This is a genomic window from Bradyrhizobium erythrophlei (assembly GCF_900129425.1).
Lineage (GTDB): Bacteria > Pseudomonadota > Alphaproteobacteria > Rhizobiales > Xanthobacteraceae > Bradyrhizobium > Bradyrhizobium erythrophlei_C.
In genome coordinates this window covers 7,384,486-7,396,854 of sequence record NZ_LT670817.1, presented here as the reverse complement: position 1 = coordinate 7,396,854, position 12,369 = coordinate 7,384,486, and the positions used below count along the sequence as shown (strand labels likewise).

The 12,369-nt window shown below is 62.6% G+C and carries 13 protein-coding genes; 12 read left to right on the top strand and 1 reads right to left on the bottom strand.

The window, feature by feature from the left end:
• Positions 1–7: 7 nt before the first annotated feature.
• Positions 8–802 (bottom strand): sulfate adenylyltransferase subunit CysD, encoded by a 795-nt coding sequence (gene cysD / locus B5527_RS35200; protein WP_079607751.1) that lies wholly within the window; start codon positions 800–802, stop codon positions 8–10.
• Positions 803–1,056: 254 nt separating this feature from the next.
• Here cysD and cysG point away from each other — a divergent pair, with 254 nt between their 5' ends.
• The 12 genes from cysG (at position 1,057) to B5527_RS35140 (ending at position 12,261) form a co-directional block, all read left to right on the top strand.
• Positions 1,057–2,493: a siroheme synthase CysG gene (gene cysG / locus B5527_RS35195; protein ID WP_079605592.1), complete on the top strand. Its 1,437-nt coding sequence runs from the start codon at positions 1,057–1,059 to the stop codon at positions 2,491–2,493.
• A gap of 43 nt (positions 2,494–2,536) precedes the next feature.
• Positions 2,537–2,806 (top strand): DUF2849 domain-containing protein, encoded by a 270-nt coding sequence (locus B5527_RS35190; protein ID WP_079605591.1) that lies wholly within the window; start codon positions 2,537–2,539, stop codon positions 2,804–2,806.
• A gap of 9 nt (positions 2,807–2,815) precedes the next feature.
• Positions 2,816–4,471 (top strand): nitrite/sulfite reductase, encoded by a 1,656-nt coding sequence (locus B5527_RS35185; protein ID WP_079605590.1) that lies wholly within the window; start codon positions 2,816–2,818, stop codon positions 4,469–4,471.
• The gene (locus B5527_RS35180; RefSeq protein WP_079605589.1) at positions 4,458–4,973 is read left to right on the top strand and encodes a DUF934 domain-containing protein; all 516 of its coding nucleotides are present in this window, start codon (positions 4,458–4,460) and stop codon (positions 4,971–4,973) included. Before B5527_RS35185 ends, B5527_RS35180 begins: the two co-directional genes overlap by 14 nt.
• Positions 4,970–5,704 (top strand): phosphoadenylyl-sulfate reductase, encoded by a 735-nt coding sequence (locus B5527_RS35175; RefSeq protein ID WP_079605588.1) that lies wholly within the window; start codon positions 4,970–4,972, stop codon positions 5,702–5,704. Before B5527_RS35180 ends, B5527_RS35175 begins: the two co-directional genes overlap by 4 nt.
• A 125-nt stretch (positions 5,705–5,829) precedes the next feature.
• Positions 5,830–6,819 (top strand): sulfate ABC transporter substrate-binding protein, encoded by a 990-nt coding sequence (locus tag B5527_RS35170; protein WP_079607750.1) that lies wholly within the window; start codon positions 5,830–5,832, stop codon positions 6,817–6,819.
• A gap of 27 nt (positions 6,820–6,846) precedes the next feature.
• The gene (gene cysT, locus B5527_RS35165; RefSeq protein WP_079605587.1) at positions 6,847–7,683 is read left to right on the top strand and encodes a sulfate ABC transporter permease subunit CysT; all 837 of its coding nucleotides are present in this window, start codon (positions 6,847–6,849) and stop codon (positions 7,681–7,683) included.
• Positions 7,684–7,695: 12 nt separating this feature from the next.
• Entirely contained in the window at positions 7,696–8,565 is an 870-nt protein-coding gene (gene cysW, locus B5527_RS35160; RefSeq protein WP_079605586.1) for a sulfate ABC transporter permease subunit CysW, read from the top strand.
• Entirely contained in the window at positions 8,555–9,598 is a 1,044-nt protein-coding gene (locus B5527_RS35155; RefSeq protein ID WP_079605585.1) for a sulfate/molybdate ABC transporter ATP-binding protein, read from the top strand. The genes cysW and B5527_RS35155 overlap by 11 nt, the downstream gene beginning before the upstream one ends.
• A 98-nt stretch (positions 9,599–9,696) precedes the next feature.
• Positions 9,697–10,197 carry a CAP domain-containing protein gene (locus B5527_RS35150; protein ID WP_172842758.1) on the top strand — a complete coding sequence of 167 codons (501 nt, stop codon included), beginning with the start codon at positions 9,697–9,699 and terminating at the stop codon, positions 10,195–10,197.
• 96 nt (positions 10,198–10,293) lie between these two features.
• The gene (locus B5527_RS35145) at positions 10,294–11,469 is read left to right on the top strand and encodes a DUF3734 domain-containing protein (protein WP_079605584.1); all 1,176 of its coding nucleotides are present in this window, start codon (positions 10,294–10,296) and stop codon (positions 11,467–11,469) included.
• A 3-nt stretch (positions 11,470–11,472) separates the two neighbouring features.
• Positions 11,473–12,261 carry a 3-hydroxybutyrate dehydrogenase gene (locus tag B5527_RS35140; RefSeq protein WP_079605583.1) on the top strand — a complete coding sequence of 263 codons (789 nt, stop codon included), beginning with the start codon at positions 11,473–11,475 and terminating at the stop codon, positions 12,259–12,261.
• Positions 12,262–12,369: the final 108 nt, after the last annotated feature.

Sequence of the window (12,369 nt, the reverse complement as noted above, 5' to 3'; positions counted from 1 at the left end):
TGTCGGTTCAGAGATAGCCGGCGACACGCAGCCGCTCGAAGGCATCTTCGGTTTCATGATCGAGCGCTCTGCCCGACCGCTCCGGCACCTTGGTGCCGTCGAGCTCGATCAGGATTTCCTCGATGCTCGAAGCGGTCGAAGCCACGGGATTGGTGATGTCCTGATCGCCCAGCGAACGATAGCGCTTGCCGTCCCTCGCCAGATAAAGCGGAATGATCGGGATGTTTTCGCGCTGCGTGTAGGCCCAGATATCGGCCTCAGTCCAATGCAGGATGGGGTGAATGCGCAAATGCGCGCCCGGCGGCGGCGAAGCGTTGAACTGGTCCCAGAATTCCGGCGGCTGATCGCGCACGTCCCATCCGCCTTCGGTGCCGCGCGGCGAGAATACCCTCTCCTTGGCGCGGGTGGCCTCTTCGTCGCGGCGAATCCCGGCGATCAATCCATCGAAGCCATATTTGGCGAGTGCGAGTTTGAGCCCTTCGGTCTTGCGTGCGGCGGATCGCGCGGCCGGCGGCAAGGTCGGATCGATGGTTTCCAGCGGCGGGCAGGGTTCGATCTTGAGATCGAGTTCCCATTCCTTGCCGTAGCGATCGCGAAACTCATACATCTCCGAAAATTTCTTGCCGGTATCGACGTGCAAGGCGGGGAACGGCACGCGGCCGAAAAAGGCCTTGCGCGCCAGCCAGATCATCACGTTGGAATCCTTGCCCAGCGACCACAACAGCGCGAGTTTCTTCAGCCGCGCGAAGGCTTCTCTGAAAATGTAGATGCTCTGGGCTTCGAGGGAGTCGAGGTGATCCATGGTGGGCTGATCGAAGCGCCCATGGGTCGCAATATCCGGGACCGAATATTCCCAGGTCGGGTCCGCCCGACCCAGCCGGTCTTCTGCTTGGTCGTTGTCGAGAAGATGCATCTCTGCCCCTTGGTCTATGAAGGCGATAATTCCATAGTTGCAGTGCAACAGAGAAGAAAAAATCTTCCCTTTGCAGGCGCTGAGCGAGACATATATAGAAAATAATTCCAGTCAACCCCGCAAGTGGGGCAAGCGAGTGTCGCATGCGATTCCTGCCGGTATTTCTCGATCTGCAAGTCGGTCCGGTGCTGCTGGTTGGCGCCGGCGACCTGGCGCGGGCGAAGTTGCGGCTGCTGGCAGCGGCGGGCGCACGCGTTCGGTGGCACGCGACCGATGGTCACCATGATGTGAGCGGGCTAGCGGCCGCCGACGCAGCGCGGATTGAGCTTGCCAAGGGCGATCCGCTGGCTGCCGATCTCGGTGGTGTGATTGCGGTCCTGTGCGCGGGCGCCGGCGACGTTGGACCTGCGATGTCGGCGCGGGCGAAGGCGGTCGGGCTGCCCGTGAACGTGATGGACGATCTCGCCCATTCGACTTTTATTTTTCCAGCCATCGTCGACCGCGGTGACGTGGTGGTCGCCGTCGGCACCGGGGGAACCTCGCCGGTGGTGGCGCGCCGTGTCCGCGAAAGCATCGAGGCCGTGCTGCCTGCTCGAATCGGCGATCTCGCCGGCTTCATCGGGCGCTGGCGCAAGACAATTCATGACCGCATTCCCGAGTTTCCGCTGCGCCGCCGTTTCTGGGAGCGCGTTGTCGACGGTCCGATCGGTGCGCTGGTGCTCGCGGGACGCGAGAGAGAAGCGGAAGCCGCGCTGAAAGATATTTCAGATCCGTCCGGCTTTGCGGGCGCGCAGGCGTCAGGCGGGGTCGACGGCAGGGTGACGCTGGTCGGCGCCGGTCCGGGCGATCCGGACTTGCTCACCGTCAAGGCGCTGCGCGCGCTGCAGGACGCCGATATTATTTTTTACGATGAACTGGTGTCGCCGGAAATTCTCGATCGCGCCCGTCGCGATGCTGCGCGCGTGCCGGTGGGCCGTCGCGTCGGCAAGCCCGGTATCGGCCAGCCCGCGATCAACAAGCTGATGATCGAGGCGGCGAGGTCGGGACAGCGCGCGGTGCGGCTGAAGGGCGGCGACCCCTTTGTGTTCGGCCGTGGCGGCGAGGAAGTGGAAGCGTTGCGGCAGGCCGGCGTCGCTTATTCGGTGGTACCGGGAATTACCGCGGGGCTTGGCGCCGCCGCGCAATTCGAAGTGCCGCTGACCTTGCGGCACGAGGCGCTGCGCATCACCTTCCTTACCGCGCACAAGGCCAAGGACGCCGAAACCGTCGACTGGTCGGTTCTGACCGACGAGAAAATGACGGTCGTCGTCTATATGGGCATGACCGCGGCACCATATGTCCGCGCCGGCCTGTTGGCCGCGGGGCGCTCGCCGCAGACCCCGGTCGGCGTGTTCGCGCGGGTGACGCGGAGCGATGCGCAGGCGGCGGTTGGAACGCTCGATGAACTGCCCGATCTGATCGAAAAGATCGACGGCGGACCCGCCATCCTCATCATCGGCGACGTGGTCGCGCACTCCGCGCCATGGCGTCACCAGAATCTCAATCATGTGATCTCACAACTGCTGGAAGCTGCCGAATGACCTCCCCCTTGAACAGAAGAAAATCAGAATCACCGGGCCGTCAATGGTGACCGCCAACCGCACCCGGGATGGTGTCGTGATCTATCGCACCTCGCAACAGGGCTGGTCGCCGGAGCTGTCGGATGCGGCGGTCGTTCGCACCTCCGACGAAGCCCGCGCGCTGCTCGCCGAATCGGTCGCCGACGATGTCGGCGCGGTCGGCGCCTATATCGCGCCGGTCGAAGTGAGGGAAAGCGGTGCGATCAAGCCTGGCAATCTGCGCGAATTCATCCGGTCAAAGGGCGTCACCATCGATCTTCCGGTTCCGGCATAAGGCTCTCCGATGTATTCATATGACGAACTCGACCGCACGATCATCAACGAGCGCGTCGAAGAATTCCGCGATCAGGTGAAGCGCCGGCTGTCCGGCGAACTCACCGAAGACGAATTCAAGATGCTGCGGCTGCAGAACGGCGTTTATCTGCAATTGCACGCCTATATGTTCCGCGTGGCGATTCCGTACGGAACGCTGTCGTCGAAGCAATTGCGCGCGTTGGCGCATGTCGCGCGGCGCTATGATCGCGGCTATGGCCACTTCACCACCCGGCAGAACATCCAGTTCAACTGGATCAAGCTCGCCGAATTGCCGGATGCGCTGGCAGATCTCGCCGAGGTCGGCATCCATGCCATGCAGACCTCGGGGAACAATACGCGCAACGTCACCTCGGATCAGTGGGCCGGTGTGGCGCCCGGCGAGATCGAGGATCCCCGCATCTGGTCCGAACTGCTGCGGCAGTACACCACGCTGCATCCGGAGTTCTCCTTTCTGCCGCGCAAGTTCAAGTTCGCGATCACCGCGTCGGAACATGACCGCGCCGCCATCAAGGTGCACGATATCGGCCTCCGCCTGCACAAAAACGCAGCCGGCGAAACCGGCTTCGAGGTCCTGGTCGGCGGCGGCCTCGGCCGCACCCCGTTCATCGGCAAGACCATAAAACCGTTTGTGCATGGCCATGATTTGTTGAGCTATGTCGAGGCGATCCTGCGCGTCTACAACCAGTACGGCCGTCGCGACAATATCTACAAAGCGCGCATCAAGATCCTGGTGCATGAGCTCGGCATCGAGAAGTTCGCAAGGGAAGTCGAAGATGAATGGCTGCAGATGCGCGACAGCGCGCTGGCGATCGATGATTCCGTGATCGAGGACATCCGCTCGCGCTTCAGCTATCCGGCTTACGAAAAACTGCCGCATATGCCGGAGGAGCTGAAAAAGGCGGCGCACGACCCGCAGTTCGAGGCATGGCGCAAGAATTCCAGCTTTCCCCACAAGGTGCCGGGCTATGCGATCGTGACGCTGTCGTTAAAGCCGGTCGGTGGCCCGCCCGGCGATGCCACCGCCGACCAGATGGACGCGATCGCCGATCTCGCCGACAAATATTCCTTCGGCGAAATTCGCGTCGGCCACGAGCAGAATCTGGCGCTGCCCCATGTCGCGCGGCGGGACCTGCCGACGCTGTGGAAAGCGCTGGACAAGATCGGCGTGGCGACCCCGAACGTCAACCTGGTGTCCGACATCATCGCCTGCCCGGGGCTGGATTATTGCGCGCTGGCCAATGCGCGCTCGATTCCGATCGCGCAGGAACTGACGCGGCGCTTCGCCAATCACGACACCGCCAACCTGATCGGACGGCTGCACGTCAATATTTCCGGCTGCATCAACGCCTGCGGCCATCATCACGTCGGTCACATCGGCATTCTCGGGGTCGAGAAGAACGGCGAGGAATTTTACCAGATCACGATTGGCGGCCGCGCCGATGAACACGCCGCGGTCGGCACCCTGATCGGACCCGCCGTGCCCTATGGCGAAGTCGCCGACGTGGTCGAGGATATTGTCGAGGCCTACCTTGCGCTGCGCGCGCGGCCCGACGAGCTTTTCATTGACGCCGTCCAGCGGCTCGGCGTCGAACCATTCAGGGAACGCGTCTATGCCACTCGTTAAGAACGGAAAAATATCGGGCGACGCGTTCGTCCATGTCGCCGATGATGCCGAACTTCCGGGCAATGACGCGATCCTGATTTCGGCCGCGCGATTTCTTGCCGATCCCGAGGCTCTGTCACGCCGCGTCGGGAAAACCGGCGTGATCTGGCCGAACAATCGCGACGTCGACGATCTCGTGCCTTATCTCGACCGGCTCGCGGTCGTCGCGCTGATATTTCCGACCTTTCGCGACGGCCGTGCCTATAGCCAGGCGCGTCTGTTGCGGGAACGCCACGGTTTCAAGGGCGAGCTGCGCGCCACAGGCCAGGTGCTGCGCGACCAGTTCGTATTCATGTTGCGCGCCGGCTTCGACGTCTTCGAGGTCAAGAAGGAAAGCGACGCGGAAGCGTTCGCCGCCACCGTAAAGCGCTATTCGGTGTTCTACCAGCCGACCGGCGACGGCCGCATCACCGCATTGCACCGACGGATGCAGTTGCGTCATTCGGAAAGCGCCGGCCGATGAATGCACTTGTCCATCAGTTGTTGCCGGAGCGTGCAGCCGATGCCTTGCCGGCGGCCGATGGACTCGATCGTGCGCTTCGCGACGCTTCGCCTGCGGAGGTAGTCGCTGCCGCGCTGCATACCGTCGGTCGGGAGCATCTGGCGGTGGTGTCGTCGTTCGGAACCGAATCGGCGGCGCTGCTCAAGGTGATGGCCGACGTCGATCCGGCGATCCCCGTGATCTTTCTCGACACCGGATGGCTGTTCGAGGAAACGCTCGCCTATCGCGACACCCTGATCGCGACGCTTGGCCTGCGCGATGTCCGGTCGATCAAACCGCTCGAGGACACGCTGTCGCAACAGGATCCGGATCGCGAATTGTGGTTCTCCGATCCCGATGCCTGCTGCCGGATCCGCAAAGTCGAGCCGCTGGCACGGGCGCTGGCGCCGTTCAGCGCCTGGATCAACGGGCGCAAGCGTTTTCAGGGCGGCGTCCGCGCCGCGATTGCCGTCGTCGAGGATGACGGCGCCCGGCTGAAATTCAATCCATTCGCCAACGTTTCGCGCGAACAGATCCAGGCGATCTACGCGACTGCGAACCTGCCGCCGCATCCGCTCGCAGCATTGGGTTATCTGTCGGTCGGTTGCATGCCCTGCACCAGCCGGACCTCGCCGGATGAAGATGCGCGCGCCGGCCGCTGGCGCGGCAGGGCCAAGACAGAATGCGGCATCCATACCGCCAGGACTTCATAGCAAAAGGACGCTGCGCCGCCGTCAACAATGAAATGCGGTTTCGTTGACTTGGAGCCGGTTCATCCTGAGTTATGTCCCTCGTTCTTGTAACGACAATGCCGTCGTCAAGCCGAATGGAGATCGAGATGATCCGTCGTGTTCTGGCCGTCGCCGCGGCACTGCTCTGGACCGGCGCGGCGTTCGCTGCCGACGTGACGCTGCTCAACGTGTCGTACGATCCGACCCGCGAGCTCTATGTCGATTTCAACAAGGCGTTCGCGTCAGCCTATCAAAAGGAAACCGGCAGGAGCGTCGAGATCAAGCAGTCGCATGGCGGCTCCGGTTCGCAGGCGCGCGCCGTGATCGACGGCCTGCAGGCCGATGTCGTCACGCTCGCGCTTGCCTATGATATCGACGCGATCACCGGCAGGGGCCTGATTTCCGCGGACTGGCAGAAGCGTTTGCCGCTGAATGCCTCACCCTACACATCGACCATCGTGTTCCTGGTGCGCAAGGGCAATCCCAAGGGCATCAGGGATTGGGACGACCTGGTCAAGCCCGATGTCAGCGTCATCACGCCCAATCCGAAAACGTCCGGAGGCGCGCGCTGGAATTACCTGGCGGCCTGGGGCTATGCGCTGAAGAAATTCGGTTCCGCCGACAAGGCCAGGCAATTCGTCGGCGACCTCTACAAGAACGTGCCGGTGCTGGATACCGGTGCGCGCGGCTCGACCGTCACCTTCGTGGAGCGCGGCGTCGGCGATGTGCTGCTGGCGTGGGAGAACGAGGCGTTCCTCGCGCAGCGGGAATTCGGCAAGGACAAATTCGAGATCGTGTCGCCGCCGCTGTCGATCCTCGCCGAGCCGCCGCTGGCGGTCGTCGATGCGGTTGCCGACAGGAAGGGCACGCGCGCGGTGGCCGAGGCCTATCTGAGATACTGGTATTCCAGGGAAGGTCAGGAAATTGCCGCACGTAATTCCTATCGTCCGCGCGATCCAGAGGTCGCCAAGGAATACGAAACCTCGTTCGCGAAAGTCGAACTGTTCACGATCGACGACGTGTTCGGCGGCTGGGCCAGGGCGCAGAAGGAACACTTCAGCGAAGGCGGCATTTTCGACCAGATTTACAAGAACTGATTTGCGAAGCGGGAAGCTGAGGGCAATGTGAGCGCAGCGGCGGCACGACGCAGCACATTGCCGGGGTTTGGTCTCACCATGGGGCTGACGCTGACGTGGCTCTCCGTCATCATCCTGATCCCGCTCGCCGGCCTGTTTCTCAAGACCTCGGAACTGAGCCTCGACCAATTCTGGGGCATCGTCACCAGCCGCCGCACCCTCAATGCGTTGAGGATATCGTTTGGGCTCGCCTTTGCCGCCGCCGCCGTCAATCTCGTGATGGGAACGATCATCGTCTGGGCGCTGGTGCGGTATCGGTTTCCGGGTCGGCGGCTGTTCGATGCCATCGTCGATATACCCTTTGCGTTGCCGACGGCCGTCGCCGGAATCGCACTGACCTCGCTGTTCGCGCAGAAAGGCTGGCTCGGCGCGCCGCTTGCCGAACTCGGCATCAAGGTGGCGTTCACGCCGGTCGGCATTTTCGTCGCCATGATTTTTATCGGTATACCCTTCGTGGTGCGGACGGTTCAGCCGGTGCTGATCGACCTCGACGTCGAAATCGAGGAGGCCGCCGCGAGCCTCGGCGCCAACCGCTGGCATACCGTCTCCAAAGTGATCCTGCCGAGTCTGATCCCGGCGCTGCTGACCGGCTTTGCGCTGGCTTTCGCGCGCGCCGTCGGCGAGTACGGTTCGGTCATCTTCATCGCCGGCAATCTGCCGAATGTGTCGGAAATAGCGCCGCTTCTGATCGTGATCCGGCTCTCGGAATTTCGTTATGCGGACGCCACCGCGATCGCGGTCGTGATGCTGGTGGCGTCGTTCCTGATCATCTTCGCGGTCAATCGCCTGCAGCGCTGGGCGCAAGTGCGCATTCCCGCGCATTGAAAGGCTGACGAAATGAACCTGCCGCAATCCTCATTGAGTTCGGCACGGGACGACCTGCGTACCGAGCCCCGAGCCATTCGCCTTGTGATCATCGCGATCGCCGTGATCTTCCTGACCGTGTTCGTCGTGCTGCCGCTGGTCGTGGTGTTCGCGCAAGCCTTTTCCAGGGGGATCGGTGCGTATTTCTCGGCGCTGTCAGATCCGGAAGCGCGCGCGGCGATCAAGCTGACGCTGGGCGTGGCCGCGATTTCGGTCGGGCTCAATCTGGCGTTCGGCCTGGTCGCGGCATGGGCGATTGCAAAATTCGACTTTCGCGGCAAGACCTTCCTGATCTCGCTGATCGATCTGCCGTTCTCGGTCAGTCCGGTAATCTCGGGTCTGGTCTTCGTACTCTTGTTCGGCGCGCAGGGCTATTGGGGGCCATGGCTGCAAAGCCATAATGTCCATGTGCTGTTTGCGATGCCGGGCATTGTGCTGGCCACCATTTTCGTCACCTTTCCGTTCGTCGCGCGCGCGCTGATTCCGCTGATGCAGGAACAGGGCACGCAGGAGGAAGAAGCTGCGATCTCGCTGGGTGCATCGGGCCTGCAGACGTTCTTCCGCGTTACCCTGCCGAACATCAAATGGGGCGTGCTGTATGGCGTGCTGCTGTGCAACGCGCGCGCGATGGGTGAATTCGGCGCGGTGTCGGTGGTATCGGGGCATATTCGCGGCGAGACCAACACCATGCCGCTATTGGTTGAAATTCTTTACAACGAATACCAGTTCGTATCGTCGTTCGCGGTGGCGTCGCTGCTTGCGATGCTGGCGCTGATCACGCTGGTGGCGAAAACCATTCTCGAACGGCATCTGGACGAAGGGCAATTCCCGCGTGGCGATTGAAGTCAAGAATATCGTGAAGAGGTTCGGCGCGTTCGCCGCGCTCGACCATGTCGATCTGAAAGTTGCCGATGGCGAATTGGTGGCGCTGCTCGGGCCGTCGGGCTCGGGCAAGACCACGCTATTGCGAATCATCGCGGGGCTGGATTGGCCTGACGCCGGCGAACTTTCGTTCGACGGCGAGAACGCGCTCGCCCGCGGCGCCAGCGAACGCCATGTCGGATTCGTGTTCCAGCACTATGCGCTGTTCCGCCACATGACCGTGTTCGAGAATGTCGCTTTCGGACTGCGGGTGCAGCCGCGCGCGGTTCGCAAGGATGAAGCCGGCATCCGTGCGCGGGTCAGGGAATTGCTGGATCTGGTGCAACTCGACTGGCTTTCCGATCGCTATCCGAGCCAGCTGTCCGGCGGCCAGCGCCAGCGGATTGCGCTGGCGCGCGCGCTGGCGATCGAACCGCGCATTCTGCTGCTCGACGAACCGTTCGGCGCGCTCGACGCCAAGGTGCGCAAGGAACTGCGGCAATGGCTGCGTTCGCTGCATTCCGAAATCCACGTGACCTCGATCTTCGTCACCCACGATCAGGAAGAGGCGCTCGAAGTCGCAAACCGGGTGGTGGTGATGGACAAGGGCCGTATCGAGCAGATCGGCACGCCCGGCGAAGTCTATGACAATCCCGCCACCGCGTTCGTGCACGGCTTCATCGGCGAATCGATCGTGCTGCCGGTGGATATCAGCGACGGTTGCGTGCGGCTCGGCGGAAAGGCGCTGAATATCGCGGCCGAAGGTGCGGCTTCCGGCGCCTCGAAATTATTTGTCCGCCGCCACGACATGCAGGTCGGGCCGGCCGGCAGCGGCGCGCTCGAGGGCGCGGTGCGGCATGTCCGGAGTTTCGGGCCGATCCAGCGCGCCGAAATCGCGTTGTCCGGGGGCAAGACCGTGATTGAGATCGATGCCCCCCGTGAACGGGAGCTTCGCCCCGGCGATATCGTGGGATTGCAGCCCCGGCGCTACCGGATTTTCGCCGCACGGGAGTAACGCGCGCCCCGGAATCACGTTCGAATTTGGGCGGCCGTTCACCATTCAGCCACGGTTGGTATGCAACAACCGCATGCAACTTGGGGAACCTTTGGATCATGCGCGGGGCGTTCGCGGTTATCGGGCTTTTGGCACTGGGCGGCTGTGCGGCGGAGGCGCCGATCGAGCAGCCGTCGATGTATCTCAGCATGGCCGATGCCGGGGCCAAGCTTGATTCCCAGGCTGCGGCCTCGATGATCTCGCTCTACCGGCAGAACAACGGGCTGGGTGCCGTGGTGGTCGACCCCGAACTCACGAAGCTCGCGGAATCGCAGTCGCAGGCCATGGCCAGCCACAACAAGCTCGACCACGACCTCAAGGCGCCGCTGGAGAAACGCCTGAATGCCTCGGGATATCCGGCGACCCTGGCGGTGGAAAACGTGTCCGCCGGCTATCACACCCTGGCGGAAGCGTTTTCGGGCTGGCGCGACTCGCCCCCGCACCGGGCCAATATGCTGAAAAACGGTGTCACAAAATTGGGCATCGCGGCGAGCTATGCTCCGAATACCAAATACAAGGTGTTCTGGACGCTCATTCTGGCATCATCGGATCCGCGATAAACTTGGCGTGACCGCTCGTTCCCGCCTCGCCGATTGACGCCATCTCGAACAGGCGCCACGGTGAAGCGGCATTTTCATAATTGATCGACGGTCATCATGGATACTTCCAATCCGGCGCCGGAAAAGACGCCTGCGAGGGCCCAGCGCGTGCTTGTCCTGCAGGGCGGCGGCGCACTCGGCTCCTACCAGGCCGGCGCCTATCAGGCGCTGTGCCATCATGATTTCGAGCCGGATTGGATCGCCGGCATCTCGATCGGCGCCATCAATGCCGCGATCATCGCCGGCAACCCGCGCGAAAAGCGGGTGGGGCGGCTCAAGGAATTCTGGGACCTGGTGTCGGCGCCGGTGCCCTGGAATCCCGTCACATCGGGCGACCGCGGGCGTTCCGTTTTCAACGAAGCCAGCGCCGCCCTGATCGCCACCTTCGGCGTTCCCGGGTTTTTCCAGCCGCGTTTCCCGCCGGCGCCGCTCTGGCCGCAGGGCACCCCGCAGTCGCAGAGCTATTACGACACCGCCCCGCTTCGCGCGACGCTGGAACGGCTGGTGGATTTCGACCGGATCAACGATCTGACGACCCGGCTCAGCGTCGGCGCGGTAAGCGTGACCACGGGCAATTTCAAATATTTCGATAATTTCGAATTCAGGGAGCAGGGCAAGAAGATCGGGCCGGAACATATCATGGCCTCCGGCGCGTTGCCGCCGGGCTTCCCTTCCATCGAGATTGAAGGCGAGCACTTCTGGGACGGCGGTCTCGCCTCCAACACGCCGCTGGATTATGTGCTGGATGCGGAAGTCAACAACGACCTCCTGATCTTCCAGGTCGATTTGTTCAGCGCGCGCGGTCCGCTGCCGGTTTCGCTGCTCGCGGCCGCGGAGCGCGAGAAGGACATCCGCTATTCCAGCCGCACCCGGATGAATACCGACAAGAACAGGCAGATCCATAACGCCCGCATGGCGCTGCGCGAACTGATCGAAAAATTGCCCGACGATCTCAAGAACGATCCGTCGGTCGAGATCCTGCGCAAGGCCGCCAGGGAAAACACCGTCACCGTGGTGCACCTGATCTATCGCAGCAAGAACTACGAGTCGTCCTCCAAGGATTATGATTTTTCGCACGTCGGCATGGTCGAGCACTGGGCCGCGGGCGAGCGCGACGTAAATCGGTCGATGCGCCACGAGGATTGGCTGGAGCGGCCGCAATCCGGCGAAACCATGGTGACTTACGATCTCACCGGCGACGGCGCCGAAACCCTCGAAGGCAAACAGGAGTAGTGAATGGGTATCTTGACAGGCAAGACCGCCGTTGTGACCGGCTCGACCAGTGGCATCGGGCTCGCTTATGCCCGCGCCTTTGCAGGCGCCGGCGCCAACATCGTCCTCAACGGCATGGGCGCGCCCGCCGACATCGAGAAGGAACGCGCCGGCATCGAGACGGATTTCAAGGTCAAGGCGGTCCATTCGCCGGCCGACATGACCAAGCCTGCGGAGATCGCTGATATGGTCGCGCTGGGCGAAAAGACGTTCGGCTCGGTCGACGTTCTCGTCAACAATGCCGGCATCCAGTTCGTTTCGCCGATCGAGGAATTCCCGATCGACAAGTGGGACGCCATCATCGCGATCAACCTGACGTCGGCGTTTCACGGCATCCGCGCCGCCGTGCCGGGCATGAAGAAGCGCGGCTGGGGCCGCATCATCAATACGGCTTCCGCGCATTCGCTGGTGGCCTCGCCCTTCAAGTCGGCCTATGTGTCGGCCAAGCACGGCATCGCCGGCCTGACCAAGACCGTGGCGCTGGAGCTTGCGACCTTCAAGATCACCTGCAACTGCATCAGTCCGGGTTATGTCTGGACGCCGCTGGTCGAGAAGCAGATTCCCGACACCATGAAGGCGCGTAACATGACCAAGGAGCAGGTCATCAAGGACGTGCTCCTGGAAGCCCAGCCGACCAAGGAGTTCGTCACCTCCGAGCAGGTCGCAGCACTGGCATTGTTTCTCTGCGGCGACGACGCGGCGCAGATCACCGGCGCCAACCTCTCGATCGACGGCGGCTGGACCGCGGAGTAAAGCTAAACCGTTGCTTCTTCGATACTTGCACTCGTCATGGCCGGGCTTGTCCCGGCCATCCACGTCTTGCTTGCGGTGAAGGAAGAAGGACGTGGATGCCCGGCACAA

What these genes read in the sequence shown, in the direction of transcription:
- cysD (WP_079607751.1), bottom strand. Translation starts at nt 802, where the DNA reads ATGGATCACCTCGACTCCCTCGAAGCCCAGAGCATCTACATTTTCAGA.
- cysG (WP_079605592.1), top strand. Translation starts at nt 1,057, where the DNA reads ATGCGATTCCTGCCGGTATTTCTCGATCTGCAAGTCGGTCCGGTGCTG.
- B5527_RS35190 (WP_079605591.1), top strand. Translation starts at nt 2,537, where the DNA reads ATGGTGACCGCCAACCGCACCCGGGATGGTGTCGTGATCTATCGCACC.
- B5527_RS35185 (WP_079605590.1), top strand. Translation starts at nt 2,816, where the DNA reads ATGTATTCATATGACGAACTCGACCGCACGATCATCAACGAGCGCGTC.
- B5527_RS35180 (WP_079605589.1), top strand. Translation starts at nt 4,458, where the DNA reads ATGCCACTCGTTAAGAACGGAAAAATATCGGGCGACGCGTTCGTCCAT.
- B5527_RS35175 (WP_079605588.1), top strand. Translation starts at nt 4,970, where the DNA reads ATGAATGCACTTGTCCATCAGTTGTTGCCGGAGCGTGCAGCCGATGCC.
- B5527_RS35170 (WP_079607750.1), top strand. Translation starts at nt 5,830, where the DNA reads ATGATCCGTCGTGTTCTGGCCGTCGCCGCGGCACTGCTCTGGACCGGC.
- cysW (WP_079605586.1), top strand. Translation starts at nt 7,696, where the DNA reads ATGAACCTGCCGCAATCCTCATTGAGTTCGGCACGGGACGACCTGCGT.
- B5527_RS35150 (WP_172842758.1), top strand. Translation starts at nt 9,697, where the DNA reads ATGCGCGGGGCGTTCGCGGTTATCGGGCTTTTGGCACTGGGCGGCTGT.
- B5527_RS35145 (WP_079605584.1), top strand. Translation starts at nt 10,294, where the DNA reads ATGGATACTTCCAATCCGGCGCCGGAAAAGACGCCTGCGAGGGCCCAG.
- B5527_RS35140 (WP_079605583.1), top strand. Translation starts at nt 11,473, where the DNA reads ATGGGTATCTTGACAGGCAAGACCGCCGTTGTGACCGGCTCGACCAGT.